Below are 26,874 nucleotides of genomic sequence, written 5' to 3' on the forward strand. Positions count from 1 at the left end.
CCACAGCTTCAGGTACTGATTCGTATACTCCTACAGCTTCTGAAACAACCGTTCCCCGTTGATCTGGATATATCTGTACATTCCGGCGCAGACGGCCACCAGAAGCACACCGTATCCCAGCAGGATGAGATTTCCGCCCACCCCAGGAAGAAGCATGAACAGTACGGCGGGAACAGCCAGCGTGAGGACACCGATAATCATCGTTACCAGCACCGACGCACTTTGCTTGATCGCCGCAACTTCACTTGTCCAGTCGAGCTTGGGCAGCTTCAGGTTCACCATAACGCCCAGCAGCGCGGAATAGCAGGCATAGACTACCGGAACGGCCAGCATGAATATACTCTCCATCCACCCGGCTTGCAGGGTATAGGTCAGCAGCCCCCAGCTTACGGCAATCACCGGTAACGTAATGGTGAGATTCACCGCCACCTTGCTGAATACAATCGCCGGTTTGGGCACGGGGGAGCTGGTCAAGATCCACAGATGATTGCCTTCCAGCGAAATAGAGCAGGCTGTTGTACAGCTCAGAACAACGAATAGAGAGATAACCAGCGGACTCAGCGTACTTAGGGAGTCCGACAGCTGCGGGATGTCAAGTATAGTTCCCAGCTGCTTGGAGCTGACGAATAATAAGGAAATGGACATCATCAGGAGCAGCACCATGCCGATCCCTGTGTTCAGCACATAATTGACTGAGCTGAAATAACGCCGAAGCTCCTTATTATACAGGGCTTTGAAGGCTGAATTAGCCTGTAGCGGCTTCATTGTATATCCGCGGCTTGCCCGGCTGGTCATAAGCCCTGTATGAATCGCCTTATACCGGGTCGCCAGCAGGATTGAGAACAGCATGAAGACCAGCACAGACACCGCGATGAAGAAGAGCAAGGCACTTACCCGGTACGAGCAGACCGCGTCAACATACACGGAAGCCGGAGGATACACCTTGAAGATCATATCACCCAAGGCGGCTCCAACATCTGCAATCGCCTGCTGCCCTTGATTGAGCGTGAACGAGCCCAGCATCAGTACAATGATGAAGGCGAACGTGAGGATCATATTCAGGATTTTGCTCGCCCGGAACCGGGACGAGACCCAGCTAATGAGGGTGCCCACAAGCGCAGCCGCTATAATCGGCAGCAGATTAATGAAGAAGAGCGTCAATAGGAAAAACAGGTAGAACAGCACGCCCGGCTTCACATGTATCGCATACACCACCCCCGCCGGAAGCATGACCAGCAGCGTGAAGAACAGATTCATCACATAGAGCTGAAGCACCCGGCTCGCCACCACATGGCTGGTCTTCACGGGAAGCGACATGATCATATCGTAGTCTTTATAACTGAATAATACCCCGCTAGCCTTATAGACCGTAGTGAAGAAGCCGACCAGCGAAGTGACCGCCATCATCACTGCCAGCAATAAGTCCATCCGTCCAAGCTGCTCGAACGACTGCGCCATCATGAAGCTGTACCCGTAAGACACGAATCCTATCATGAGTATCCCGGCTATCATCGCGATGCTGAGCAGCAGCGCCTTCCGTCTCTCCGCAGGGTCCTTCGTATGCAGCGCTTTATTGAGGCCGAAGGAGGACAACAGCTGCAGCTTCGTTAATCTCCAGACATTAATCATGATCGATCAGCTCCATGAATACATCCTCCAGGCTATTCTCGCCCCTGACCTCTTCGGTCTTACCATGGGCAATCAGCCGACCGCCTTTGATGATCGCAATCTTATTGCAGAGCTTCTCAGCGGTATCCAGCACATGCGTGGAGAAGAAAATCGCACTGCCTCTGCTGCACACATCTGCCATGATCGTCTTCAGCGTATGCGCCGCCTTCGGATCAAGGCCGACAAAAGGTTCGTCCAGCACCAGCAGCTTCGGCTCATGAATCAGCGCCGAGATAATGGCCAGCTTCTGCTTCATGCCGTGGGAATACGAGGAGATCAAGTCGCCCAGACTGGCTGTGAGCTGGAAGGCATCGCCGTATTGCCCGATCAGCCGCTCCCGGGTGGACTTCGATACACTGAAGAGATCGCCGATGAAATTCAGGTACTGAATCCCCGTCAGGTGATCGTACAGGTCCGGGTTATCCGGGATGTAGGCAATTTTCGACTTACAGGCTAACGGATCTTTCTTAATTGAGATGCCGTCAATTTCAATCTCCCCTTGTTCAAAATCAAGCACGCCCACCACAGCGCGGATGGTAGTAGTCTTGCCTGCGCCGTTATGCCCGATGAAGCCGTAGATGTCACCCCGTTCAACTTCGAGGCTAAGATCATTCACCGCTTTAGCCCCGCCTTTGTAACTCTTCGTAAAATTCTTGATGGTCAGCATTTCCTCTCACCTCTTCCTTAGTGTTAGAAAATAACTATAATACGAACAGCCCGGGCTAATGGTTCATTTCAATATGAAATCCCAATCTCCCGCATTTTCTATATAATACAAAAAAGAAGACTTCAACCCTGTGAGAGTCTCCGTCTTTTTTAAAGCTATTTATATTAATTTATCGGCAGTCTGCAAGCTGATTTAAAATAATACATAAAGTACACTTTATTCTTAATCAGGTTACCTGATGGTTCTTAAATGCTCTAAAAGTAAGTGGAAGCAATGCTGCTATAATAATAATAGCAAAGCCTGTCATGAACTTATACTCTAGAATTAATGCGCCGAATAGATCAATCACTTCATATGAAGTGATTTTTTTGAAACCATTAAACATATTAGCCGGTAATAAATCCATCAGTTGATTAAACAAACGGCTGCTCTTGCTTGCAGGAATAAAGAATGGACCAATTACAAAAATACCAATTACAATAATAACTGAAAAGGGACTATTCATCCTGCTAGACAGCCATAACGTCAATGCTCCTACCATCAGACAGGCTAAACTACCAATCAAGATCGTCCACAGATATGCTTGAATTACCGTATAGGGGACGGGAGCTAAAAGATCAATGATCTGTACATTGGCTCCCGCGCCTTCAAAACCAAATATCCCCAGAAGAAGAAGTGTGTATAGCATAAGCACTAAGAAGAGTAAGCCTAAAGATAGGATAAAGCCCGCCTTGAGTTTGGCTATAATCACCTTATTTCTGCCATAGCGGGTAGACAATATTATGGCATCGGTGCCCCGCTGATATTCACCAGCAAAGATTGGAGCAAGACATATTCCAGTAGCTAAAGCAATCACTAAAAAGAGATTTTGAAGATTTTGAAATACCTTCTCCCAGCCAGTAACATAATCCATCTGAAAGGGAACGCGGAGTTCTTCGTTCATTGCTTTAAAAAAAGCTTTCTCCTTATTTGAATAATTACCATAAGAATAATCGTAATCTAAATATCCGATCATTTTTTCTATCCGTTTCTCATAAAATCTCTTTGCATCATCCTTATGTAATCTATTCATTACAGAATATTCGTACTGACTTAAGGGTGAAAAGACATACCGTATTAACGTATTGATCTGTTCATCTGGAACTTCATATACAGCATAAGCATGCTGATTTAAATTCCCATTAGCATCAATATTTTTCGGATCAAGCAAAATTTTATTATGGCGTTCAATCGCATTTGCTATTTTTTCCGTTGACAAGGGTCCGGCATGCTGAAGCGCATATTTTTTCCCCAAAGCAATTGCTGCAATTCCTTTAATTTCCTTCCCCGTTTGATCGGTTATGTATGCCCCAGTAAACCTCATGTTGACCAAAAGTAAGACAACAGCCATCACAAGTCCAATGGCGACATAAAACAATTTGCCCCTTGTTATTTTCCGTATTTCAAAACGGGTTAGCGTGTCCATGATTCATCCCCCTATACAACCTGATGCTTTTTGAATGCCCGGTAAGTAAAAGGTATCAGAAGTGCTATAGCAATTATCGAGAACACAACCATTATTTTATACGTTGGAATCAACTGTCCCCCGATATTAAATACTTCATAACCCGTTATCTTTCTATAGCCGTTAAACATATTTCCGGGAAGCATATCTGTCAGATAGCTTAATAGACGACTATTTTTGCTATCGGGAATAAACTGGGTACCTACAAGCAGGACTCCGGCTGCTACAATAACTGAGAATGAATTGCTCATCCGGCTGGAGAACCAAAGTGTCAAGGCTCCTACCATAAGACATGCCAGACTGCCGATCAATACCGCCCACAGGTAGGTCTCAATAACAGTGTAGGGAACAGGGGCCAAAAATTTGATCATTTGTACATGGGCACCCGCACCATCAAATCCAAACACCCCTAAAATCAAAAAAGTGTATATCAAAATCGGAAAAATAATAAGTCCTACAGAAACTATAAAGCTTGCTTTTAATTTAGCAGCAATGGCTTTGCTTCTTCCATAACGGGTAGATAAAACTATAGCATCCGTTCTATTCTGATACTCCCCGGCAAAAACCGGTGCGAGGCTAAACCCAATAACAAAAGCAATAATTAGAAAGAGGCTCGGTAAATTCTCGAATACATTTTCCCAGCCGGTAACGTAGTCCATCTGAAAAGGCACTGGAATTTGCTGGTTCATTTTAATAAAGTAAGCTTTTTCCTTATCAGTATAGTTGTTATCAGAATCATTGCTACTTAAAAACACCTGGACCTTTCCCAGCCGTTTCTGATAAAAATCCTTCATTTCTTCAGGGTTGATTCTGTCGATTAAATAATAATCGTATTCACCTACAGGAGAAAAGGCATACATTATTAAAAATTGAATTTGATTATCCTTCGTATCGTATTTTGCATTTGCTTCGACAGTCATCTCCCCCTTCTTGTCCAGGTTATCAGGATCATGAAGTAAGTCCTGATGCCTTCTTACAGCGGCCTCCATTGCTGCTATAGTTAACGGACCGGCAAGCTGCCGATTGTACTCTCTTTTTAGCCGAATGGCTGTAACTCCATTCACAAACTTTCCATCCTTACCGGTCATTTGCATATTTTCAACCAGTACAATAGATAAAAATAACGCCACCGCTACTAAAATTAAAATTCCTGCATAAAATGATTTTTTACTGATAATCTTTCGCAGTTCAAACCGGGTTAGTATGTCCATGGATCATACCTCCTATTTCCCCTTAGCCGTGACAGCTTCTTCTTCATCCTGAAAATGATATAAATAGAAGTCCTCCAATGAGGGTACGACTGATATCGCCGTCTCGTTCGGTTGATCTGCGGACACAATTCTCAATTCCACCTGATCCCCTTCATGGCGCAAATTGCTTACACAATATCGGGCATTCCATTCCTCAGCATCCCGCAGCGGGACATGACAAGTCCATACGCATCCTTTCATCGTTGCTGTCAGTTGATCAACCGTTCCGCTTTTCATCAACTCCCCTTTTTTCATTACAAGAATTTGATCGGCAATATATTCCACATCGGATACAATATGGGTTGACATAATTACTATTTTATCTCTGGCCAGATCAGCAATTAAATTACGGAAACGGACCCGTTCTTTAGGATCAAGACCTGCCGTGGGCTCGTCCAGTACCAGAATGCGGGGATCATTAAGAAGAGCCTGTGCAATACCCAGCCGCTGCTTCATTCCTCCAGAAAAGGTACGAATTTTCTTCCGGGCCACATCCTCCAGAGCCACTGTGCCCAGTAATTCCCGTGCTTTCCCTTTTGATGCCGCCAAAGTCAATCCCTTTAGCGATCCAACATACCACAGAAACTCCTCTGCACTGAAATCAGGATAATAACCGAAGTCTTGGGGCAGATAGCCAAGCAAGTCACGATAGCGCTCCCCCATGTCACTGATATCCTCTTTATTCATCTGAATCGTACCCGATGTAGGGTTCAGGACTCCGCAGATCATTCGTAGCAGTGTTGTTTTTCCTGCACCATTTGCTCCCAGTAGGCCATAGACACCATTAGAAATCTGGATTGAGATCCCGTTTACCGCTCTTTTAGCAGAAAATTGTTTGCTCACTTGATTTAATTTCAGTTCAAGCATTCCACACTTCTCCTTATAATCACAATTGATCTGTCTACTATAAACTTAATAATGTAATTTCACGGCTGTTTCCAGACTTTTGAAGTTCCTGCTAACCCCTCGAGTCTCGTAGACAATCCCGCCCAAAGAAAGCACCAGTAATATCTGCCAAGATCCGGTTGCTGATGAAAGAAATAAGGATAAGGAAGGAGTAAATGAACAAATAACCTGTGCTATAATCAACAGTCCGCAATATGCCAGACAGTAATATCCACAATTTGTGTTACGAACTCGGTTCATTAACCAAAGGGATCCAAGACATGACACATTGAACGGTACCAGAAGATATAGCAGGAGGCTCACAATCTCCATCTCTATCCAAACGTTCAAGAGAATGGCCAAAATGATCAGACCGATTAGATCCGCAATGCCAAGCAGACTCATGCGCACCAGTGTCAGCTTCTCCAGCCTCCGCCAGGTGCTTAATTCAATCTCCATCATATGACAAGTCAAGGATCGGGTCAGTGTCTGTAAACCCGCAATCACTAATAAAGGAGCAGCAATAGAAGCCAGCATGACAATTTCAATATCTCTGTGAGGTCGATTAACAAATTGATATAGAAGTACGCCCATTCCAGCGACAATTAACAGTTGTAGCATCCAGACTTTCCAACTAATAAAAGAAAGTTGAGCCTTATAAAACTCTGAAAATGAGGTTCTTCGCGTGACCTGTGCTTGTCGCAGCATCTCATTAGCCCCATGAATGGTTTGTTCTACTCGCTTTTGATCAACGGGAAACGAAGGGTAGTCTCTTAGTGTGGTTGTGATGAAATGTTGCTTCTTCTTTTTCAACAAACTCACTCCTTTCTAAATAGTTTCTAAATACAACTAGTCCGCGATTCACCTTATATTGGGCCATGCATACATTTACTCCCGTAACACGGGCAATGTCGCGAAAAGTCATGTCCAGACAGTATCGCATAAAGACCATTTCCCTCTGTTCTTCAGGCAGCAGCAGAAGCAGTTCAGTCACCAGCTGCTCTCCTTCCACTTGCTCTTCAATAGAAGGGGTTTGCCGTGTATACACTTTTTCTGTTTCCTGCACTTGCTCCCAAGACAATGAGCGTCGTTTTTGCAGGTAATCATTACAAAGATTCCGGGCGATTGTGTATAAATAGGCAAGACATTTTCCCGCATGCCTATACTTGTCAATACCTCTGCAGAATCGATAGAAGGTTTCCTGAGTCAGATCTTTTGCTTCTTCCTCACTTCGGACCCTGTAGTAGCAGTACTTCTGAATCCCTGGGTAGTAATGCTCGATCAGCGGTGTAAGATACTGCGTCTCCCCCTCCTGTATTTTTCGGATCCACTCTACCTCATCCACCAAGTTCCCTCCTCTCCTTATTATGTCTAACTGATTTATCCGTAAAAAAATGGAATTATAATGTGACTTTTTCGTGAATCTCCTGAAAAGATTCTTTTTCATATGAATCTGCCTGCATTCTGTACAGATGAGCATACAATCCTTCCTGCTGCATAAGTTCGGCGTGCCTGGAACCGCTGCCAAGAAATCCCCTATTTCTTTTGTCACTAATGTCAGATTTGTGGTCAAGGAGAACGTTATATAAAAAAATATTACTAAGCATGCTTAGTAATATTTTTTCTATCAGTAATTTTGCAGCTTCAGAGGACGTGTTGAACTCAAATATTTTACCATCATATCCCAATCTCCCGCATTTTTGCCGTGATTAAGTTCATGCGGGGCTCAAGCGTCCCTCCGCTGTATTTCGGCAGGCGTATCTCATCGACGATCCGGCCGTCACACATGAACATAATCCGCTGCGTCCTGGCTGCCACAGTGGCATCATGGGTGACCAGCATGATGGCCGTACCTTCTTCATTGATTCCGGACAGCAGGTCCATGATCTCCTCGGCAGCCTTCAGATTCAGCGCACCGGTCGGCTCATCCCCGAAAATAATGCGCGGATTGCCCATCAGCGCGCGGCAGATCCCAGCCCGTTGCAGCTGTCCGCCCGAAGCCTCTGTAATATCACGCTTCGCCAGCTCCGCGATCCCCACCTTCTGCATAAGCTGCTGCGCCTTATCCGTAATCGCCGCAACCTTCCGACGGTTGCTGCGCATCGACGGCAGAATAATATTGTCCAGGATGTTCAGATTCTTCATCAGCGTCGGCTGCTGGAACACGAAGCCCATTCCTGATCTGCGGAGATCGGCAAGCTCATCCTCGGCAAGTATCGCCAGGTCCCTGCCTTCAAAAGTTACCAGCCCCCAGTCGATCCGGTCCATACCGCTCAGTGCAAACATCAGCGTGGACTTCCCTGAGCCTGAGGGTCCCATTACCGAGACGAATTCACCTTCGTGAATCTCGACGGATACCCCGTCCAGCACCTTGCGCTGCTCCTCGCCGGTGCCATATTGTTTGGTTATATTTTCTCCCGAAATGATCTTCTTCATCTGCTTGATCTACTCCTTAATATTGCCGGATATTTGAATTCTACCGATGCCCGATGTGCCGATAACCGCCCCGATGAGTACAGAACCAGTCATGATTAGCGGACACAGCAGATACGCTGAGAGCGGATTCACCACGAACTTGAATGACGAAGCCCCGAAGGAGGAGATTACTGCTCCTGCAAGAATCTGCCCTATGGTGTTCGCCAGCAGGATGCCCAGAGCCATTCCGGTCACAAGTACAAAGATAGAACGCGCATAATACTGTACAGTCAGATCTGAATTCCGGAAGCCCATGGATTTCATGACGGCTATAGGGTAACGGTCCTTAGCTACCAGCATACGCATAAACAGCAGTGTAATCAGTACATTAAGGACCAGCATCACGGCTAGAGCAGCCCATGCAGCCTTACCGACTGAGCTAATGGTAGAGCCGAGGGTCTGCGTCACATATTCCCCGATATCGGACACCTTCGCATAACTGAACCGCTCTGCATATTCACTCACCTTGCTGCTGATCAGCATGGAATCGGCAAGCTCCGCATAAATCACGGCCCACATGGCCTGATCAGAAGTCGTAGTGAAGGTGGCCTTGGCTGTTTTCCCGCCATTGGTCACATCCGAGTAAATCCCGGACACCGTAAGCTCCTTCGCTTTTCCGTCTACGAGCAGGGTCAGGGAATCGCCGGCTTGCTTGCCCAGCTCCTTGGCATTCGCGGCGGAGAGGGCAATCTCATTCGCTGCAGCCGGGCCATGTCCTTCAGCATAGGCCACCGGAAAAATGGAATGGTCGCCCAGCTCAACCTTTATCCGCTCAAGGTCGCCATTGTCCAGCTTCACATTCAGCGCGTGAGTGGTCAGCACCGCAAAGCGGAAGATCATCACATCCTGCTCCATCACCCGCGCAATATCTGCGGCCTTCTCTGCAATATGGTCCGTCTGCTGGATATCCAGGCGCAGATCACTGTCACCGATGCCCATGTATGTAATGAAGCTTGGAGAGGAGATCGTATGATAGAGATTCTGGGGCACAATCATAAGGAAGGAAGAGATGACGAGTACTGCAAGCATAGTTGCATATAGAGCTTTTCTCGACAAGACATCCTTAACGCCTAGATAAACATTCGTGTTCAGCAGCCGGTTGGCGCTCAAGGTAAACCGCCCTGAGCCCGCCCGGGTCTGCTGGGATGTGCCGAAACGGATGGCTTCGACCGCCGAAATCTTCCGGAAACGCTTCAGCACCCTGTTCACATAGGCAACAATAATGAGGAATACGAGCAGTACGCCAAGTATGCCGCAGGCCAGAGCAAGTGCCGGATGCCCACTTTCGCCCATATACAGCCTGATATTCTCAAGCAGCAGACCTCTGAAGCTGAACGATAATGCCAAGCCGAGGATACTCCCCAGAGCTGCTATCGCTGCGTATTTGGCCAGATAGATTCTTTTGAGATCCGAGACGCGCAGACCGATGGCCTTCATGACACCGATCTCCCGGTAATCGCTCTCGATGGTTGCCATGAGGGTGAACCGTATACATAGAAAAGCAATAATAACGACCAGCACGCTCGCCAGCAGGATCACCGCAATCATCAGCCCGTCAGAAATCGCATTAAGCACTCTGAACAGGGGGTACGTAATCACCGGGCCGTTCCCCTCAAGTCCTGCTGCAGTATAGTCGGTTTCGAAGGCTCCCAGCATCGACAGGTCCTTCAGTCTGAACTCAATCAGGTATTCCGTGGTTCCGTACTGCGCCAGCTCCGCATAATCCGCCGGGCTGACGAGGAACCGCTTCGACGAAGCAAGCAGTGAGTTCATCTGTGAATCCCGCAGGAACCCCGCTACGGTGAGACTTGTGTCTCCCACGGTAACCGTCCCTCCGGCCTTGACGGAGCCATCCTTCATATAACTGATCGGGACATACACCTCACCGCCCCGTACATTAATCACATTCCCGTCCAGATCAAGCAGATAATCAAACCTCCCGCTCTGCGTGCTGAAGCCGTTATCCTGAACACTGTCCGTAAGCGTATGGCCGTCCATGACAATCTTTGCACCTTCTACATTGAGGAAGTTAAGCACCTGGTGATCTTCAACCTTGCTGTTCTGCTCTGAAAAAGCCTTGAGCCGGGCTTGATCCAGCTGGCCTGAATGCATCTGCAGGAAATGCGGCGTCTTCGCCTGTGTCATCAGATGATCGATGGCCCCGCTCAGATTGACGACCAGAATGGCTGACAGAGAGACGAGCATGGCTGCAGCCGCTACGAACAGCATTGTCGTGAGTGTAATTCCCTTGCTTGTGCGGATATCTCTGCGGATGATTCGGTAAAACATAATTTACCCCCTGCTCTCAAGACTTGTAATGGATTTGAGCCGATAGATCATGACCGAAGCGGCGCTTAACAGCAGCCCGGCAATGATGATGAGAAGTCCCATCCCCCGCCCGCTGCCTGTGCCGATGATCCGCCCCACACTATCCGCCAGAACTCCGCCGCTTACCAGCAAGGGAGTAAATACGTAGTCTGCCAGCACACCTGCCAGCATATAGGCCGCCACGAAGCCCAGCTGTGAGAGCAGTCCGATCAGTGACCAGGCTCTCCCCTGAACGGAATTGTCGATGTTGGTGCGGACCAGATAATCCAGGGCAGTATTCGTAAAGGGCAGCATGGCAAAAAACATAAAGCCCGCAGCGCCGATCAGCACGATGTTCTCACGCAGTCCGAAGACGGCGATACTGATCCCTGAGCAAAAAAGCGACACTGCCAGCATGCGCACAAAATTCTTTTGTATATGTAGCATTCCTATAATGACACTCGACACCAGCATTCCTGATGCCATGACCGTCTCAAGCGTCCCCAAGACCGCACTGCTTGAGAACGCCAGAATCATCGGCATGGACAAGGTCTCAATGAACCCGATGAAGAAGGTCATGACCGAGGTCATAATCACCAGCACCAATACTCCCCGATTCCCGGAGACTGCTCTCCAGCCTTCTTGAAATTCACGGATAAAGGCCGGTGCCTGCTCCGTCTTCTTGGAGGTAAGACCGCTGCGGACCGCAAGCGTAGTAGGCACGGTTAGAAAAAAAGTACAGATGTCGATAATCAGCAGCAGCTTCACATCAGAGACTGTAAGCAGCAGCCCGGCAATGAGCGGCGAAATCAGATATTTGGCGGAGCCGGCAATCTGCACAAACCCGCTGGCCTTCGTATACTGCTCCTCTGTAAGCAGATCGGTTATCGTAGCCTTATAGGCGGGATCAAGCAATGAGGAGAATACCGAGCTGACGGTCACCCCTAAGCAGATCTGCCACAGCCGTGCGTCTCCATTCAGCAGGCAGACCAGAATATAAATCAGACCTAAGGCAGAGAGCGTATCCCCCACCACCATCAGCAGCCTGCGGTCATAACGGTCTGCTAGCACGCCTGCGACTGGACTGAGCAGCAGTGAAGGCATGAATGCCAGCAGGGTCACCAGCGCCATAGCCGAAGCTTGCCCGGTCTGCTGTAAGGTATAGATCCCCAGCCCGAACGCGGTGAGCCCGCTGCCGATGGCTGAGATCAGCTGCCCCGACCACAGAAACAGGAATCTGCCGAAGCCAGTGCCGGATCTATTCACCTCCATTGCCCTTACCCTCTTCCACTCTGCCCGCTCCGACGAACATCTGCATCACACTCATCAGACTTCCGCTCCCGGCACCGAGCAGCCGTTCCACATTGGAGATGAAGGCCAGAATGCGTGACATTCGCTCCTCCTCCGTCATTTCGACCATATCTTGGTCAAAAATGGTGGTGGCGTAGACCACAACCATCTCCATACATTCATACGGATAAGGCGTATTGAATATCCCCTGCTCTATTCCCTCGCTGATGATGGAGGCCAGAATCGGCGGAACGCCATGAATGACCGCCTTCTGAATCTTTTGATGCATCAGCGCATTCTGCGGCTTGTGGATATGCTCCATAATCTCTGTGCTGCTGCCGTCTCCGCTCCTGATATTCAGCGCCATGACCGCACGGAGAATCCGGTCAATGACGGGTATGCTCTTGTCTTCAGCAATCTGCTGCGCAGCATGAAGGATAGTGGCATTCGTCCGCTCAATCAGCGCGTCCATAATGTCCTCCTTCGATTTGAAATGATAATACAGCGTCCCGCGCGCAATGCCGACCTTGCCCAGAATATCGCCCGTGCTCGTACCGTCGAAGCCCTTCTGCCCGAATAGTTCCTCGGCTACATCCAGAATCTCATTTCTGCGGGCTTCCGCTTCTTTTACAACTCTCATGGTCATGTCTCCTTATGGTGAAGTCGGGATGATCCTAACTTTGGGTGTAACGGTGATTGTGGCTTTGGAGGTAACTTTGACTGTAAGTGTACATGTTGCTTTGGGTGTAACCTTGGCTGTAACCGTAGCTTTATTTGTAACAAGCCCACTCACCGACCGACTGTCTGTCGGTTAGTGATTATAGCATAGCACGCTTGGATGGAACATGGTAGCTTAAATTATTCGCATACATTTGGCCCGCACCCTCACAGCAGCGTTTGTATTCGGTTTTCGCATACCGCAAAGCAGGGATTCTCCATGATTAGAGAATCTCTGCCTCACGCTCGCATTGTGCCAGAACCTTCTCCAGCCCGCTCACCAAGCTTTTGAGCACCATCAGCTTGCTTCCGGAGTCCAGCCGGTAATAGTTGCGGGTGCCTTCTTTGCGGACGCTAACAATTCCGGCCTCTATCAATATTCTAAGGTGATGGGACACGACCGGACGGGAAAAATGGGTGATCCCTCTTATCTCGCCTACACGCATGCCCGGGTCTTGCGGCCCTTGCAGCAAGGCCATCAGGATAGCTTGCCGGGTCTCGGCACCGACCGCGTTCAGCACCTTCAGCGAATTCTTGAATTGAGACGCCAGTTCATCCATAAGCTCCTGATCCATGAAAATCCCTCCTATGTGCTTCATCGTCACGAATCCTATCGTTTCGTTCAGCGGCTCATCCCTGGAGCAGTGACCAGAATCTTGCTGGCCAGGGCAATCATCTGTGCCCGCTCCTCCCCAGTAAGACCATCGGTTACCGCAGTAATCTGCCGCTCGATCTGCTCCCCGACCTCGTGGATGATCTTCCAGCCTGCCGGAGTAGCCCTCACATTGAACGCCCGCCGGTCACTCTCTGATATGGTACGCTCTACCAGCCCTCGGCGCTGCGCCCGGTCAACGAGTCCTGTAATGCTGGATTTGTCGAGGCCCAGATGCTTGGCCAGCTGCAGCATTCCCGGCTCCCGGTCGCGCAGAATCCCCAGCAGACGAATCTGAATGATCGACAGGTCATGCTCCGTCCCTATTCGGGCAAGGATATTCTGCACCAGGAAGGATAGCTGCACAAGGCTGTCTACCATCGACAGATCATCCAGCTTATCCAAAGAATTATCGTAACTGCTCATTGATTTCACTCCGCACTTTTGTATATTTCAGACCTGCTTGCTCCTATTGTACCACAGCAGCCGTTGACTTTGTACGTAATACAAACTATTATTGTTTGTATTCCAAACCTTTTAGTTTGTTCCACAAACCAAAAACACTCACTCGGGTAAATATCCGGGTATATGGAGGCCTATTTATGTACGCTGCTGTTGTAAGATCATTCGATTCAGGTCCGAAATACGAAAAGGTTGAAGCTCCGGCACCTTCAAGAGAACACGAAGCTCTGGTGGATGTGCTGGCTGCCGGATTACATCTCCGCGTCCGGGCACAAGCCAATGGTTCTCACTATACGAGTACGGATGAACTGCCGCTAATCCCAGGTATCGACGGAGTGGGACTGCTCCCGGATGGCAAGCTGGTCTATTTTGTAGCCACCGATAATGCCCTGGGATCTTTCGCAGACCAGACCCTCATCGATATTCGCCGCGCAGTCCCGCTACCCGCAGATGCTGATCCCGTGCTCATCGCCGCCGCGATGAATCCGGCCATGTCCTCCTGGGTAACTCTCCGCCGCCGGGTTCAGGCTAAACCCGGGTTCAAGGTTCTCATTCTGGGTGCTACCGGCAACTCCGGGCAGATGGCCGTGCAGATCGCCAAGCTTATGGGAGCCAGTCAGATCATCGCTGCCGGGCGGAACCCGGAACGTCTGCGTTCGCTTACACAGCATGGTGCAGATGTAGTCATATCGCTTACCGGAGATCCCGGGGCAGCGGCCCGGAACCTCGGCGAAGCCTCAGCTGAAGTTGATATCGTTCTCGACTATCTGTGGGGTGAGCCTGCTACACTCGCCATGCTCCCGATATTAACCCGCCGGTCCGACCGCAGCCGGCTGTTAACCTGGATTCAGATCGGTTCCATGGCAGGTGCGGATGCCGCGATTCCTTCTGCTGCGCTGCGCTCTGCCAACTTCCAAATCATAGGCAGCGGCCAGGGTTCCGTCACGCCAGCCGGATATCTGGCTGAATTCCCAGCGTTGATCCATGCCATTGCAGAGGGTCAGCTAACAGCGAACCCTATCGTTTATCCGCTATCCCAAATTGAACAAGTATGGAAGACTCCGCCGGGCAATCAGCAGCGTGTTGTCTTCGTGCCGCAAGCAGAAACGGATTGCCGTCCTTTTAAAGGACGATAACGTTTCAGCGAGAAATAGAAGGATAATGCATTGCGTGAAACCTATACATTCTTATATTTTAAAATAAGTAATTCCCGAACCCTCCAGGCAAGCTATGTCCGGGTATTGTCAATCTGTGCTACCAAGGTTGTAACTTCTGTTCTTGAACATTCTGGAAAGTAAGTGATAGACTTAGCAGGATATCCTTTTTGAAGGAACCTTTTAAGGAATCATACTTACGCATCATAGAACAGGGGGCCGAGGAGCAGTTGGCGATATATCTGGTAAGACACGGCAAGGATGACGAAGGATATCGCGGCGGATGGAGCCAGCGGGGGCTAAATACCCAAGGCTACAGACAAGCCGAGAAGCTGGGCTGTTTTTTGAGAGAGAATTCGGCATCATTCCCTATACAACGTATAGTCAGCAGCGATCTGCAGCGGGCGCTGGATACAGCCGGCGAGCTGGTAAGAGAGCTAGAATTACCCTTAGAGCGCAGTATGGACTGGCGGGAGATGAACAATGGTGTGATCGCCGGTATGCCGAACGAAATCGTGAATGAACGTTACCCCGGCTTATACTTCTCAGGACTGCGGATGGACGAGCGTTACCCTGACGGAGAGAGTCCGCTCGAATTCTTCACCCGGATTCAAGAGACCTTCACCCGGTTGTGCGAAGAGTATGAGGACAGCGGCCCCGATGATAACATAATTATTGTTACACACGGCGGTGTCATAAATATCATCTATCACATCATTAAAGGGATCGACTGGAATAACCGTGGCAGTAAATTCCCGGCTTCCTATGCCAGCCTGCACAGAATTGAGCTTGTGGACGGAAGATGGAGCCTTTCTCTGGAAAATTATACGGTCTAGCTGCCGCCGCTGACTCGAAGTTACGCAGGCAGCCTAGACCCAATCAACACAACAGCACACGCCCGGCTGCCGAGCTTCTGCTCTCTGCTGCCGGGCGTGTGCTGTTAATAATGCTCAGGACGTATAATTCTGCCCCAGCCCTAGACTGCTTAGCAGCTGTCTATAAGCAATGGAGGTGCGGTCTGCCGGAATATGGGCTTCAGCCTGCAGATCCAGCGGCAGATCCTCCGGCGTCTGCGACTCCACCATCTCCGCATCCTCCTGGAATACCTGCAGATTGAATTTCACCGTGTCCTCTAAGGGCGCATTCTTATCAAAATTCCGCGAGATCGGGCAGAACAGCCGGGTATAACGGGCCGACACCGGAGAAGCACAGTTCAGAATCTTCAGCCTGCCCTCATCCGGGAAATAGACAGTTAGCGAAGCGGCGAACGGTGCGAATACACGGAACTCCCGCAGCCACTGGAAGCCTTCCGGCGCAGGATTCTCCTGCCCTTTGCCATAGTTGCTGACCGTGCTCCAGTATTCGGCCACCAGCTCCGTCTCCCCTTCACGCCACACCTTGTACTGGGGAACCTCTGTATTATTGCGGTCACCGAAGGTTGCCGTATGCACGTAAGCGAAATGGGATACATCAAGGAAGCCTTCCATCTGCCGCCCGGAGGAGCCGGCAATATCGAAGCTCGGGATCAGAATATTAATATAGTCGGGATCATCCCAGGCCGGGAAGGCGGGAATCTGCTCAGGCGCATCTGCCAGGCAGGTCCAGATCAGACCGTAGCGTTCGACGGCCGGATAGACAATCAATTTCAATTTGGGCGAGATTTTGGCGCTTGGATGTGCCGGTACCGCAGTACATTTCCCCTCACAATTATAGCGGAACCCGTGATACGGGCAGACAATCTCCCCGTTCTCCACCCATCCCTTACTCAGCGGAGCTCCCCGGTGAAAACACAGATCCCGGGCAATAACCACCTTGCCTCCGCTGCGGTAGCATACCAGCTTCATATCCAGCAGCTTCACGGCCACCGGCTGATCCTGTACCTCTGCTGCTGTAGCCACGGGATACCAGTACTGGGCCAGAATACGCCAGTCTTCAGGCGAGAAGGTGCAATCACGCGGGAGTTCAAGCTCTGCCTGCCGTTTCTTTTCCTCTATCATGGCTGCCCCACCTCTCCATATATTATAGATACATAAGATTCCTTAATTATATGTCAGAATAACTGACTTGTTGAGTGTATTTTAAGCTAATTCCATCATGACAATCAATTATTTAGCTGAATATTTTGTATTCGAGCCTAAAATCAGCTATTCAATGTTATGCAAAATGACATATAAATTGATTTCTAATACCCACAAAATGCATGATTGACTTTTCGAAGCTGCTGATTATAATAAGGTTATATTCCTTACACGGACTGTTACTGGGCAACCAGGCATGACCGAAAACGATTACATTTTTTTGTAATCCTTTTCGGTCATTTTTATTTGGCGGGAGGTGAGTAAGTATGAAGGTCATCAAAAAAGTGAACAACAATGTAGCTATTGCTATTAATGACAACAATGAGGAAGTGTTTGTGGTTGGCAAGGGCGTTGGTTTCCTAAAGACCCCCTATCAGTTGACTGAAACCGATATGGTGGTGGAGAAAATCTTTGTCGCTCCCAAAAACATCCGCATGTACGACTTGTTGAACAGCATTCCGATTGAGCATATCTATCTGGCGGAAGAAGTCATTACCATGGGCAGCGACATTCTGCATAAGACGTTCAATACCAATCTGCTGCTCACTCTCTCTGACCATATAAGCTTCGCTCTGGCCCGTACCCGTGAAGGTGTCTCCATCAAGAATCCGCTGGAATGGGAAGTGCGCACCCTATACCCGGATGAGACCCGTGTAGGTGAAGCTGCAGTCCGGTTAATTGAAGCTACAGCGGGAGTCCGCCTCCCGGCAGCCGAAACGACCCTGATTGCCTTACATTTTGTGAATGCCCAGGTGGGGTCTGGAGAAATGAGCGATACAACCAAAATTACCACCGTTACCGGCGAGATGCTGTCCATCATCAAATACGCGCTGAAAATTGATTTTGAGGAAGAGTCCATTCACTTCATGCGCTTCGCCACCCATGTCCGCTATTTCATCATGCGGCAGATGAGCGGCAAGTCGCTGAAGAAAGAGAATGAAGCGTTGTTTGAGATGGTAACAGAGAAATTCCCTCGTGAACTGGAGTGTGTGGAGAAGATCGCGGCATTCCTGCAGAACAATTACGGCTGGAGCTGCACCAATGATGAGAAGCTGTATCTGATTCTTCACATTCAAAGGTTAATCTCCAACGACTAGCCGGCTCTGCCCGATAATTGCATACTATGAATTGGACTGTTACTGATTCGATCAGGCATGACCAAGCACACGGGAATGACGATTCCCTTGGCTTGGTCATTTTTTTATTCCCAGACTACTTTATGTAAGGAGAATGGTCATGAACAACAAGGAATTGGCCCAAAATGTACTGGAGCTTGTAGGCGGCGAACGTAATATCTCATCGCTCACCCACTGTGCAACACGGCTGAGATTCGTGCTTAAAGAAGACAGAAAGGCCGATCTGAAGGCGCTGGACCGACTCGAAGGCGTACTGAAGGCGCAGAATGCAGGCGGGCAGGTTCAAGTGGTGGTCGGGAACAAGGTAGATGCTGTGTATGCTGAGCTGCGCAATCTCACCTCGGAGAACCTCCAGAGCGAAGACGGGGATGCAGCTCCCAAAAAGAAACAAAATCCGGTAAATGTGGTCCTTGAGACGATTGCAGGCATCTTCACTCCAGTGCTCCCGGCCTTGATCGGCTGCGGTATGATCAAGTGCGTGGCTACAGTATTGGCAGCGCTAGGATGGATGGAAGGCTCCGGGTTCCTGTCCATCGTCAATATGATTGGCGATCTGATTTTCTACTTCCTGCCCTTCTTCATCGCTGTAAGTGCTGCCCAGAAATTTAAAACCAATCCGTATCTGGCCGTTGCGCTTGCTGCCGGATTAATGCATCCCGTGATTCTGGATGGCGCAGCCAAAATTGCCGAAACCGGCGTGAAAACAATCGATTTCCTCGGCATGCCGATCCTGCTGATGAAATATTCCTCGTCGGTGATTCCAATTGTCCTGGGCGTGTGGGTCATGAGCTACCTCTACCCTGTAGTGGACAAATTCATTCCCAAGTTTCTGCGGGTGCTCTTAACTCCAATGATTGTATTGTTCATCATGATCCCGCTGGAACTGATCGTACTTGGACCGGTCGGCTCTTATATCGGTACTTGGCTGACCGACGGCATCAACTACCTGTATGCAACCGTTGGCGTATTGGCAGGTACGATTCTCGGGTTCTTCAAGCCCATTATGGTTATGTTTGGCATGCATTACGCCATTATGCCGATCCAGATTCAACAGATTGCCAGCATAGGCTCGACCATGCTGCTGCCGGCCTCTCTTGCAGCTAACCTGGCCCAGGCGGGAGCCGCCTTCGGTGTCTTCGTCCTCACCAAGAGCAATACGATGAAATCCGCAGCCGGGTCAAGCGGCTTCACCGCCCTGTTCGGCATTACCGAGCCGGCGATTTACGGCGTCAATCTTCGTTACAAACGGCCGTTCTTTGCCGGGTGTGCGGCAGCCGGAATCGTAGGCGGTTTCTACAGTATTGTTCATGCGAGTGCAAATGCCATCGCCCTTCCGGGAGTCTTGGCCCTGGGAACATATACAGCAGACCGTTACGTCTATATTGTGATCGGGTCCATCGCAGCAGTCGTTCTGGGATTTGTATTCACCTTGCTCGCAGGCATCAAGGAAGATGCGGAAGGGCAAGCCACTACGAAGGCTAAGAAGAACGCCGCTTCGCCGGCAGCCGCTCAGGATGCCACCCCTTCGGCATCCCGCGCTGCGGATACCGCTGGTATGCTGATCGTCAGCCCGATGACAGGTGAAATTAAGCCGTTAGCCGAGGTTGAGGACCAAGCCTTTTCTCAGGAGCTGATGGGTAAAGGCATTGCCATTGTGCCGAGTGAAGGCAGAGTGTACGCACCTTTTGACGGAGTGGTTGAGGCATTGTACAGAACCAAACACGCCATCGGGCTTAAAGCAGCGAACGGCGTGGAAATACTGATTCATATCGGCGTAAATACGGTGAGCCTGAAAGGCAAGCATTTCAAATCCTATGTAGAGCAAGGTCAATCCATTCAGGCAGGCGACCTGCTGGTGGAATTCGATTCCGAAGGAATTATTGCCGATGGCTACCCTACAATTACCTCTATTGTCGTGACCAATATGCAGCAGTTCGCCGATGTACTGACGGCCTCTGATAGCGGTCCCATCCAAGAAAGCGGAGCACTGCTCAAACTGATTCCATAACTCATACCAATCAAGGAGGAACAATATCATGACACAATCTATATTTCCGGAAGGCTTCCTGTGGGGAGGCGCTCTCTCCGCCTGTCAGGCGGAAGGTGCATATAATGTAGACGGGAAGAGTCTGACCATTCCTGATGTGATGCAATTCAATAAGAATAATGATCGTAAAGTAACCAAGCAGTTGAGAATTAACCGCGAAATGATCGAGGAAGCCAAAAACGACCCGGATACGGTTAAATATCCAAAACGCCGCGGCATCGACTTTTACCACACGTTCCGTGAGGATATCGCTCTGTTCGCCGAAATGGGCTTCAAGGTCTTCCGTTACTCCATCGCATGGGCCCGTGTATTCCCGGGCGGAGACGATGCCGCCCCGAACGAGAAGGCATTGCAATTCTACGATCAGGTGATTGAGGAGTGCCTGAAGCACGGCATGGAGCCGCTGATCACCATTAGCCATTTCGATACGCCGATCGTGCTGATTGACAAATTCGGCGGCTGGTATAACCGCAGGCTGGTGGACTTATATGTCAACTACTGCGAGGTGTTATTCAAGCGTTACAAGGGCAAAGTAAAGTATTGGGTGACGTTCAATGAGATCAACATGAGTGTCAAAGCCGGAGCAAAAACGCTCGGAATTATCGAATACGATGCACCGAATTATGAGGAAATGCTGTTCCAGGGGTTACACCATCAGTTCGTGGCAGCCTCTAGAGCGACCAGACTGGCGCATGAGATTGATCCGGGTAACCAAATCGGCAGCATGGTCGCTTACTTCACGACCTATCCGTACACCTGCAAACCGGAGGATGCCCTCCAGATGCAGAAGGATGACCAGATGAAAAACCAGTTCTTCCTCGATGTCTTGAACCTGGGCGAGTATCCTTATTACGCCAAGACGTATTTCAAAGACAAAAATATCACGCTGCACATCGAGGATGGCGATCTGGATAGCATCCGTACACATACGGCAGATTACGTCGGCATGTCCTACTACAATTCCATGATTTCCAGCAGCGATACGGAGCAATTGGAATTGACCGCAGGCAACGTACACAGTGTATATAAAAACCCGCATTTGCCTGAAAATGAGTGGGGCTGGCAGATCGACCCTGTAGGCCTGCGTTACACGTTGAACCTGGTGTATGACCGCTACCACAAACCGGTATTCATTCTGGAGAACAGCTCAGGCTTCTACGACAAGTTAAATGAAGACGGTACTGTGAACGATCCTTACCGCATTGAATTCTTGAGAAAACATATCGAACAGATGGGGCTGGCCATTCAGGATGGTGTCGAAATGATAGGCTATACCATGTGGGGGCCGATTGACATGATCAGCTCTTCTACCTCGGAAATGAGCAAACGTTACGGGTTCATCTATGTGGATCAGGATGACTACGGCAACGGGACGATGAAGAGAACCCTCAAGGATTCCTTCTATTGGTATCAGAATGTTATCCGGACGAACGGGGCCGAGCTGTAAACAGTATGAATATACTACGGTCTGTCCAAAAAATACCTGGCGGTCTGCTCATCGTCCCCATGCTGCTGGCAGCCGCCGTCAACACGGTATTTCCGCAGCTGTTCGGCATTGGTGATCCTACAACCGCTCTGTTTACCTCCAGAGGAACGATGGTGCTTATCGGCTTGATCCTGTTTGTATCCGGGACGCAGTTGGACCTCCGCCTGCTCCCTGCTACACTGAAGCGCGCCGGGGTGCATGTTCTGGCAAGAATCCTGATCGCCTGGATGTTTGGATGGGCATTCGTTTATGGATTCGGCATCGAGGGCTTTGCCGGTATTTCTGCCATTGCCTTCATCGCAGTGCTGACTAGCTGCAATCCGGGCCTTTACCTGGCGCTGATGAATTCCTACGGAGATGAAATGGATCAGGGAGCCTTTGGTATTTTGAACCTGATCGCCGTTCCGGTCATTCCGGTCATGATTCTGAACTCGGCCAGCGAGGCAGGAATTGATTATCTTAGCGTGGCGGCCACGCTGCTCCCTTTTGCCGTAGGTATACTGCTTGGCAATCTTGATGCTAACCTTCAGAGGATGTTTGCTCCGGGAACAGTGATCCTATTGCCATTCCTCGGCATCAGCTTCGGGTCTAGCATCAACCTGAGCCTGGCCTTCCGGTCGAGCTTATCCGGCCTGCTGCTAACCTTACTCTTCTTCCTGCTTTGTCTGCTGCCGCTGGTTATGATTGACCGTCACTTGTTAAAACGCCCGGGGTATGCAGCGGCGGCTACCTGTTCAGTCGCCGGTCTATCGATGGTTGTGCCCGGGATAGCTGCCGGTTTTAACCCGGCTTATGCACCATATGCGGATACAGCTATAGCACAGATTGCTTTTACTGTCATCCTGACTTCCATCACCATACCTTATGTGGTTAAACGGCTGGCTGGAAAAGTGAACTCGGCCGAAGCCGGCCATTAGCTGCAACCAGAGACATAATACCAATTGCGGTCCATTGCCTTCCCAGATTCGGGTCTGCGATTGGGCCGCTTTAATTTTTAGCTAAAAATTTAACTAGGTTTCAAAATTTCACTTGCTTTATTAAAGTTATCAGCTATAATAAAAAACATATCAAGCAAAACAAATTACGGAAAACAAAATTCGAGGAGGAATTACAATGACAACACTTAATATCGGAATTATTCTTGGAAGCACACGCAAGGGCCGCGTTAGCCCGCAGGTAGGCGAATGGGTGAAGGGGATCGCTGATGCCCGTGGAGATGCTAATTACGAAATCGTAGATATTGCTGACTTCAAGCTGCCGCTGCTCGGGGAGAGCGACAGCTACGCTGAAGCTCAGGCTTGGGCAGCTAAGCTGGCTACCCTGGACGGATTCGTATTCATCGTTCAGGAATATAACCACAGTCTCTCCGGTGCACTGAAGAACGCACTGGATTCTGCCCGCGAAGAATGGAACAACAAGGCTGCCGGAATCGTCAGCTACGGCTCCGCCGGTGGCGCCCGCGCCGCTGAGCATCTGCGCGGTATTCTCGGCGAATTGTCCGTCGCCGATGTTCGTGTCCACCCGCTGCTCTCGCTGTTCACCGACTTCGAGAACGGCTCGGTGTTCAAGCCGGCTGACCTGCATGCTGCCAATGTCAATGCTATGCTGGATCAGGTCTTGGCCTGGAGCGGCGCGCTAAAGACACTGCGCCAGTAAGAATTCATTCGAAGCAGTTCCAGATCTATACAAGTCCGAACATGAAGCAAGGGGAATCTCCAGCCAAAGGCTGTGGAGATTCCCCTTATTTGTTTTACATTAGTAATTCTCATAAGTAATTCTCGACCCTTATCGCGGAAGCAGCCGGCTGATCAGCTCTCTGCGGCTGGATACGCCTGTCTTGGCGAAGATGGATTTCAAATGATCCTGTACCGTGTAGGCGGAGATATGCAGCGATTCGGCCAGCTCCTTGGTCGATAACCCCAGCGCCAGCAGCTCTGCCAGCTCCTTCTCCCGCGCGGTCAGGGCGAAGGCTTCGGCCAGCAGCCGGAAAACATCGCCGGAGCGGGCACTTACCAAGGATACGGCGAGCTGTGTCTGCGGGCCGCCAAGCAGGCTTGCGGTAACTGTCAGATACGCCCCGTCTCCAATTGGAAGACTTATTCTTGCCTGAGAAGTCCCGGCTCCGGCGGGCTTCTTCGCGCCGAGCACCCGCAGGCAGACGGCACGCACCGGGCCTGGAAGCTGCCCTTCTTCCAGCTGCTCCAGGTTCCAGATCTGCTTCAGCCAATAACGGGCTGCTGCATTCGCACTGACCGGGACCAGCCGCTCACTCAGCACCAGAATACCGTTATCCTCCGGCACTGCCCGATCCGCTCCGGATACCGGCAGGACAGAAGCATACGCACGCAGACGTTCAGCGATCAGCGGAGCTACCGAAGCCAACAAGGCACATTCCTGCTCCTGAAACGCCGGCTGGCCCAACTGACGGAATAAGGTCAGGAACCCCCAGCAGACCCCGCCTGTGCGCAGCGCTACGCGCAGCTCATCCCCGAATCCGGCGGGCTGCAGCACCTTGCGGTACCGCGCGCTTTTCTCCAGGCTTCCCCCGGTCACTCCGCTTAAGCAGACTGCCGGAATATCCGACACCGCTAACTGCTCATACTTCATATAATCCTCATGCAGATATTCATATTCGAACAATAGCGGATGAACCTCTTCAAGTCCCTGCTCCGTGACTGCCCCTGTGGTTAAAAGCGTGTGCGGGTCTACTGTCGTACAACAGGCCGCAGCGAACGGAACCAGCAGGCGGAGCCTGGCAATTACCGCTTCACGGTACTGCTGTGAATCCAGAACCGGACCACCCCGGACAGGGTCAAGCTGTAATAGGCTATGTACTCCCTTGTTCATCTTCTGTCCTCCCCGAAATCCCACAAATGTGGGATAGTCTGCCGCCCGCCTTAGCAGGATAATGATACGTAACGTTAATTATACCGCAGATTCTGCAATCCACCACGAAGGACGGGAATACTTATGAAAACAGATATTGTAGTAATCGGCGGCTACGGGCATGTCGGGTCACAGATATGCCGGCTACTCGGGGCACAGCACCCCGGCAAGGTCTACGCGGCAGGAAGAAACCTGAACAGGGCCGAGGAATTCTCCCGCAGTACCGGCGGATATGTGAAGCCGCTGTGCCTGTCAGCAGAGAAGCCGCTTCCCCCAGAGCTGCTGGGGAAGGTCAAGCTGGTCGTCATGTGTCTGGATCAGCAGGACACCCGGCTGGCCGAAGCCTGCCTCCAGAGCGGCACCCATTATGTAGATGTCTCGGCAAGCGGAGACTTCCTGACTATGCTGCAAAGGCTCGACCCTGTGAAGCATAAGCTCAAGGCGGCAGCAGTGCTGAGTGTCGGCCTCGCACCGGGGTTAACGAACCTGCTTGCGGCACGGGCTGTCCAGGAGCTGGACCATACAGAGCAGATCGACATCTCGATCATGCTGGGACTGGGTGACAGCCATGGACAGGCGGCTATGGAGTGGACGGTGGACAACCTTGGAGCCGACTTCGAGATTACCGAACACGGCAGACCGCGCACCGCCTCAAGCTTCACGGAGGCTAAGACTGCGGATTTCGGGTTTGCTCTGCGGACGCATAGAGCCTACCGTTTTCCTTTTTCGGATCAGATGACTCTGCCTCAGACCCTTGCCGTACCTTCCGTCTCGACCCGGCTCTGCTTCGATTCACGGAGCATGACCTCAGCCGCAGCGCTGCTGCGCCGCACCGGACTCTACCGTCTGCTGCGTAACCGGACGCTCCGCAACCTCGCGGTCCAGGCGTTCACCCGCTTCCGCTTCGGGTCCGAGCGCTACGCGGTCAAAGTCGATGCCTGTGGCATGAAGGACGGTATACCCGCCTCCAGAGAATACGGAATCACAGGCGTACATGAAGCATCCATCACAGCAGCAACGGCTGCTGGAGTCGCCTTGAGACTCTATGAGTCAGCACCGTCTCCCGGTGTCTATCACATTGAACAGCTATTCTCCCTTGATTCCAACGGGGAACAATGTTCGCTAATCCCTTCCGTCTCCGGCGGAACGGGACCCTCCTTCCGTTATCCGCTGGACGGACTGGCTATCTGGACCCGTTCCGGCCGGCCTTCACATGCTTAAGCTGAGCGACAATAATCACGCTGATAATCACCAGCAGGAACCATGAGCTGATCTTGCCGAAGCCTACCAGCTGCCAGCTCTCGTGCTGGTCCGGGTATTGCCACGCCCCCAGGAAGGTCGCAATATTCTCGGCCAGCCAGATGAAGAAGCCTACAATGGCAAAAGCCAGCACAAGCGGCATCCGGTACGTCTTGCCCTGCACCCGGTAGATGATCCAGGTTCTCCAGAATACCACTACTACCAGGGCTGTCAGCCACCAGCGGAAATCTGGAATATAGTGGTGGGTGAAGAAGTTCAGGTAGATCGCTCCGCCCAGTAGTCCCGCAGCGGCAAGACCCGGCCAGCCGGTCAACTCCATCTTCAGCCTGCGCCAGATCTGGCACATGTAGCTTGCCACACTGGCATACATGAATCCGCTGTACAGCGGCACACCGAGCAGCTTCGCATAACCGGGTTCCGGGTAGGCCCAGGAGCCCATTCTTATTTTATACATCTCCAGCACCAGTCCAATTCCATGAAACACACAGATGACCTTGATCTCATCCAGCGTCTCCAGCCCGCTCCGGTACATCAGGTACTGCACAGTAAGCAGGATCAGCAGAATCAGATCATAGCGGTGGATGAACGGCAGCTCGATTGTGCGGGTCAGGATTAACGTTCCAAAGATCGCTACAGGAAAAATACAGCTCATCGCCTGATGATACCCGAAGTGCAGCAGCCGTGTCATGGTTCTCAATACCATTCCCTCCCCGCTCCCGGTGCCCATTATTCTATAGCATCCGCTGTGTATTCCAGAATATCTCCCGGCTGGCAGTCCAGCGCCTTACATATCGCCTCAAGCGTTGAGAAGCGGATCGCCTTGGCCTTGCCGTTCTTCAGAATGGACAGGTTCGCCATCGTAATTCCCACCCGCTCCGTAAGCTCGGTTACGCTCATTTTCCGCTTAGCCAGCATGACATCAATGTTGATTATAATCGCCATGGTCGTCA

Annotated in this window: 25 protein-coding genes; 8 read left to right on the plus strand and 17 right to left on the minus strand. The window is 50.6% G+C overall.

All coding sequences use genetic code 11. The annotated features are described in order from the left end of the window. Positions 1-30: 30 nt before the first annotated feature. The 13 genes from MKX42_RS21275 to MKX42_RS21335 all read right to left on the minus strand — a co-directional run bounded on the left by MKX42_RS21275 (position 31) and on the right by MKX42_RS21335 (position 13,841). Positions 31-1,629 carry a hypothetical protein gene (locus MKX42_RS21275; RefSeq protein WP_340754384.1) on the minus strand — a complete coding sequence of 533 codons (1,599 nt, stop codon included), beginning with the start codon at positions 1,627-1,629 and terminating at the stop codon, positions 31-33. Further along, complete coding sequence (locus tag MKX42_RS21280; protein WP_340754386.1) at positions 1,622-2,335, minus strand: ABC transporter ATP-binding protein; 714 nt, start codon at positions 2,333-2,335, stop codon at positions 1,622-1,624. Before MKX42_RS21280 ends, MKX42_RS21275 begins: the two co-directional genes overlap by 8 nt. A gap of 226 nt (positions 2,336-2,561) precedes the next feature. Continuing rightward, on the minus strand, positions 2,562-3,800 hold the full coding sequence (locus MKX42_RS21285) for a hypothetical protein (RefSeq protein WP_340754387.1): 1,239 nt from the start codon (positions 3,798-3,800) through the stop codon (positions 2,562-2,564). Between the two features lie 11 nt (positions 3,801-3,811). Next, the gene (locus MKX42_RS21290; protein WP_340754389.1) at positions 3,812-5,050 is read right to left on the minus strand and encodes a hypothetical protein; all 1,239 of its coding nucleotides are present in this window, start codon (positions 5,048-5,050) and stop codon (positions 3,812-3,814) included. A gap of 12 nt (positions 5,051-5,062) precedes the next feature. Continuing rightward, positions 5,063-5,956 carry an ABC transporter ATP-binding protein gene (locus MKX42_RS21295; protein ID WP_340754391.1) on the minus strand — a complete coding sequence of 298 codons (894 nt, stop codon included), beginning with the start codon at positions 5,954-5,956 and terminating at the stop codon, positions 5,063-5,065. A 45-nt stretch (positions 5,957-6,001) separates the two neighbouring features. After that, positions 6,002-6,787: a hypothetical protein gene (locus MKX42_RS21300; protein ID WP_340754393.1), complete on the minus strand. Its 786-nt coding sequence runs from the start codon at positions 6,785-6,787 to the stop codon at positions 6,002-6,004. Beyond that, positions 6,723-7,319 (minus strand): RNA polymerase sigma factor, encoded by a 597-nt coding sequence (locus tag MKX42_RS21305; RefSeq protein WP_340754396.1) that lies wholly within the window; start codon positions 7,317-7,319, stop codon positions 6,723-6,725. The genes MKX42_RS21300 and MKX42_RS21305 overlap by 65 nt, the downstream gene beginning before the upstream one ends. A gap of 332 nt (positions 7,320-7,651) precedes the next feature. Further along, positions 7,652-8,410, minus strand: a complete 759-nt coding sequence (locus MKX42_RS21310) for an ABC transporter ATP-binding protein (RefSeq protein WP_340754398.1) — start codon at positions 8,408-8,410, stop codon at positions 7,652-7,654. Between the two features lie 9 nt (positions 8,411-8,419). Then, entirely contained in the window at positions 8,420-10,738 is a 2,319-nt protein-coding gene (locus MKX42_RS21315; RefSeq protein WP_340754400.1) for an ABC transporter permease, read from the minus strand. Between the two features lie 3 nt (positions 10,739-10,741). Beyond that, a complete protein-coding gene (locus tag MKX42_RS21320; protein WP_445669337.1) occupies positions 10,742-12,028 on the minus strand; it encodes an MFS transporter in 1,287 nt (428 codons plus the stop codon). Further along, positions 12,015-12,686, minus strand: coding sequence for a TetR/AcrR family transcriptional regulator (locus MKX42_RS21325; RefSeq protein ID WP_340754402.1), 672 nt, complete (start codon positions 12,684-12,686; stop codon positions 12,015-12,017). The genes MKX42_RS21320 and MKX42_RS21325 overlap by 14 nt, the downstream gene beginning before the upstream one ends. A gap of 301 nt (positions 12,687-12,987) precedes the next feature. Beyond that, entirely contained in the window at positions 12,988-13,338 is a 351-nt protein-coding gene (locus tag MKX42_RS21330) for an ArsR/SmtB family transcription factor (RefSeq protein WP_340754404.1), read from the minus strand. A gap of 47 nt (positions 13,339-13,385) precedes the next feature. Further along, positions 13,386-13,841, minus strand: a complete 456-nt coding sequence (locus tag MKX42_RS21335; protein ID WP_340754406.1) for a MarR family winged helix-turn-helix transcriptional regulator — start codon at positions 13,839-13,841, stop codon at positions 13,386-13,388. Between the two features lie 176 nt (positions 13,842-14,017). Here MKX42_RS21335 and MKX42_RS21340 point away from each other — a divergent pair, with 176 nt between their 5' ends. Both MKX42_RS21340 and MKX42_RS21345 read left to right on the plus strand, forming a co-directional pair. Next, positions 14,018-15,013: a quinone oxidoreductase family protein gene (locus MKX42_RS21340; RefSeq protein WP_340754408.1), complete on the plus strand. Its 996-nt coding sequence runs from the start codon at positions 14,018-14,020 to the stop codon at positions 15,011-15,013. Between the two features lie 188 nt (positions 15,014-15,201). Further along, a complete protein-coding gene (locus MKX42_RS21345) occupies positions 15,202-15,867 on the plus strand; it encodes a histidine phosphatase family protein (RefSeq protein WP_340754411.1) in 666 nt (221 codons plus the stop codon). A gap of 114 nt (positions 15,868-15,981) precedes the next feature. Here MKX42_RS21345 and MKX42_RS21350 read toward each other — a convergent pair whose 3' ends face one another. Next, entirely contained in the window at positions 15,982-17,028 is a 1,047-nt protein-coding gene (locus MKX42_RS21350; RefSeq protein ID WP_340754412.1) for an aromatic ring-hydroxylating dioxygenase subunit alpha, read from the minus strand. Positions 17,029-17,375: 347 nt separating this feature from the next. Between MKX42_RS21350 and MKX42_RS21355 the strand changes: the two genes are divergently transcribed. From MKX42_RS21355 to MKX42_RS21375, 5 genes are all read left to right on the plus strand, one after another. Continuing rightward, positions 17,376-18,206 carry a PRD domain-containing protein gene (locus MKX42_RS21355; protein WP_339313765.1) on the plus strand — a complete coding sequence of 277 codons (831 nt, stop codon included), beginning with the start codon at positions 17,376-17,378 and terminating at the stop codon, positions 18,204-18,206. 139 nt (positions 18,207-18,345) lie between these two features. Next, positions 18,346-20,253 (plus strand): beta-glucoside-specific PTS transporter subunit IIABC, encoded by a 1,908-nt coding sequence (locus MKX42_RS21360; protein ID WP_340754414.1) that lies wholly within the window; start codon positions 18,346-18,348, stop codon positions 20,251-20,253. A gap of 28 nt (positions 20,254-20,281) precedes the next feature. Beyond that, the gene (locus MKX42_RS21365) at positions 20,282-21,739 is read left to right on the plus strand and encodes a glycoside hydrolase family 1 protein (protein WP_340754416.1); all 1,458 of its coding nucleotides are present in this window, start codon (positions 20,282-20,284) and stop codon (positions 21,737-21,739) included. A gap of 5 nt (positions 21,740-21,744) precedes the next feature. Continuing rightward, positions 21,745-22,695, plus strand: coding sequence for a 2-keto-3-deoxygluconate permease (locus MKX42_RS21370; protein ID WP_340754419.1), 951 nt, complete (start codon positions 21,745-21,747; stop codon positions 22,693-22,695). A 196-nt stretch (positions 22,696-22,891) separates the two neighbouring features. Beyond that, on the plus strand, positions 22,892-23,434 hold the full coding sequence (locus MKX42_RS21375) for an NADPH-dependent FMN reductase (RefSeq protein ID WP_340754421.1): 543 nt from the start codon (positions 22,892-22,894) through the stop codon (positions 23,432-23,434). A 129-nt stretch (positions 23,435-23,563) separates the two neighbouring features. Here MKX42_RS21375 and MKX42_RS21380 read toward each other — a convergent pair whose 3' ends face one another. Continuing rightward, complete coding sequence (locus MKX42_RS21380; RefSeq protein ID WP_340754423.1) at positions 23,564-24,625, minus strand: LuxR C-terminal-related transcriptional regulator; 1,062 nt, start codon at positions 24,623-24,625, stop codon at positions 23,564-23,566. A gap of 123 nt (positions 24,626-24,748) precedes the next feature. On the opposite strand from MKX42_RS21380, the gene MKX42_RS21385 reads away from it, so the two are divergent. Then, positions 24,749-25,885 carry a saccharopine dehydrogenase family protein gene (locus tag MKX42_RS21385; protein ID WP_340754424.1) on the plus strand — a complete coding sequence of 379 codons (1,137 nt, stop codon included), beginning with the start codon at positions 24,749-24,751 and terminating at the stop codon, positions 25,883-25,885. Here the strand turns inward: MKX42_RS21385 and MKX42_RS21390 are convergent. Both MKX42_RS21390 and MKX42_RS21395 read right to left on the minus strand, forming a co-directional pair. Continuing rightward, the gene (locus MKX42_RS21390; protein WP_340754425.1) at positions 25,848-26,621 is read right to left on the minus strand and encodes a DUF817 domain-containing protein; all 774 of its coding nucleotides are present in this window, start codon (positions 26,619-26,621) and stop codon (positions 25,848-25,850) included. The two genes, MKX42_RS21385 and MKX42_RS21390, sit on opposite strands and share 38 nt — an antisense overlap. A gap of 29 nt (positions 26,622-26,650) precedes the next feature. After that, on the minus strand, positions 26,651-26,866 hold the full coding sequence (locus tag MKX42_RS21395) for a helix-turn-helix domain-containing protein (protein WP_036729893.1): 216 nt from the start codon (positions 26,864-26,866) through the stop codon (positions 26,651-26,653). Positions 26,867-26,874: the final 8 nt, after the last annotated feature.

It is taken from the genome of Paenibacillus sp. FSL R7-0204 (genome assembly GCF_038002225.1).
In the GTDB taxonomy this organism is placed as follows: Bacteria; Bacillota; Bacilli; order Paenibacillales; family Paenibacillaceae; genus Paenibacillus_AQ.

Excerpts from the sequence above, each read along its gene's own strand:
- MKX42_RS21275 (WP_340754384.1), bottom strand. The coding sequence starts at position 1,629 with ATGATTAATGTCTGGAGATTAACGAAGCTGCAGCTGTTGTCCTCCTTC.
- MKX42_RS21280 (WP_340754386.1), bottom strand. The coding sequence starts at position 2,335 with ATGCTGACCATCAAGAATTTTACGAAGAGTTACAAAGGCGGGGCTAAA.
- MKX42_RS21285 (WP_340754387.1), bottom strand. The coding sequence starts at position 3,800 with ATGGACACGCTAACCCGTTTTGAAATACGGAAAATAACAAGGGGCAAA.
- MKX42_RS21290 (WP_340754389.1), bottom strand. The coding sequence starts at position 5,050 with ATGGACATACTAACCCGGTTTGAACTGCGAAAGATTATCAGTAAAAAA.
- MKX42_RS21295 (WP_340754391.1), bottom strand. The coding sequence starts at position 5,956 with ATGCTTGAACTGAAATTAAATCAAGTGAGCAAACAATTTTCTGCTAAA.
- MKX42_RS21310 (WP_340754398.1), bottom strand. The coding sequence starts at position 8,410 with ATGAAGAAGATCATTTCGGGAGAAAATATAACCAAACAATATGGCACC.
- MKX42_RS21315 (WP_340754400.1), bottom strand. The coding sequence starts at position 10,738 with ATGTTTTACCGAATCATCCGCAGAGATATCCGCACAAGCAAGGGAATT.
- MKX42_RS21320 (WP_445669337.1), bottom strand. The coding sequence starts at position 12,028 with ATGGAGGTGAATAGATCCGGCACTGGCTTCGGCAGATTCCTGTTTCTG.
- MKX42_RS21325 (WP_340754402.1), bottom strand. The coding sequence starts at position 12,686 with ATGAGAGTTGTAAAAGAAGCGGAAGCCCGCAGAAATGAGATTCTGGAT.
- MKX42_RS21330 (WP_340754404.1), bottom strand. The coding sequence starts at position 13,338 with ATGGATCAGGAGCTTATGGATGAACTGGCGTCTCAATTCAAGAATTCG.
- MKX42_RS21335 (WP_340754406.1), bottom strand. The coding sequence starts at position 13,841 with ATGAGCAGTTACGATAATTCTTTGGATAAGCTGGATGATCTGTCGATG.
- MKX42_RS21340 (WP_340754408.1), top strand. The coding sequence starts at position 14,018 with ATGTACGCTGCTGTTGTAAGATCATTCGATTCAGGTCCGAAATACGAA.
- MKX42_RS21350 (WP_340754412.1), bottom strand. The coding sequence starts at position 17,028 with ATGATAGAGGAAAAGAAACGGCAGGCAGAGCTTGAACTCCCGCGTGAT.
- MKX42_RS21355 (WP_339313765.1), top strand. The coding sequence starts at position 17,376 with ATGAAGGTCATCAAAAAAGTGAACAACAATGTAGCTATTGCTATTAAT.
- MKX42_RS21360 (WP_340754414.1), top strand. The coding sequence starts at position 18,346 with ATGAACAACAAGGAATTGGCCCAAAATGTACTGGAGCTTGTAGGCGGC.
- MKX42_RS21365 (WP_340754416.1), top strand. The coding sequence starts at position 20,282 with ATGACACAATCTATATTTCCGGAAGGCTTCCTGTGGGGAGGCGCTCTC.
- MKX42_RS21370 (WP_340754419.1), top strand. The coding sequence starts at position 21,745 with ATGAATATACTACGGTCTGTCCAAAAAATACCTGGCGGTCTGCTCATC.
- MKX42_RS21375 (WP_340754421.1), top strand. The coding sequence starts at position 22,892 with ATGACAACACTTAATATCGGAATTATTCTTGGAAGCACACGCAAGGGC.
- MKX42_RS21380 (WP_340754423.1), bottom strand. The coding sequence starts at position 24,625 with ATGAACAAGGGAGTACATAGCCTATTACAGCTTGACCCTGTCCGGGGT.
- MKX42_RS21385 (WP_340754424.1), top strand. The coding sequence starts at position 24,749 with ATGAAAACAGATATTGTAGTAATCGGCGGCTACGGGCATGTCGGGTCA.
- MKX42_RS21395 (WP_036729893.1), bottom strand. The coding sequence starts at position 26,866 with ATGGCGATTATAATCAACATTGATGTCATGCTGGCTAAGCGGAAAATG.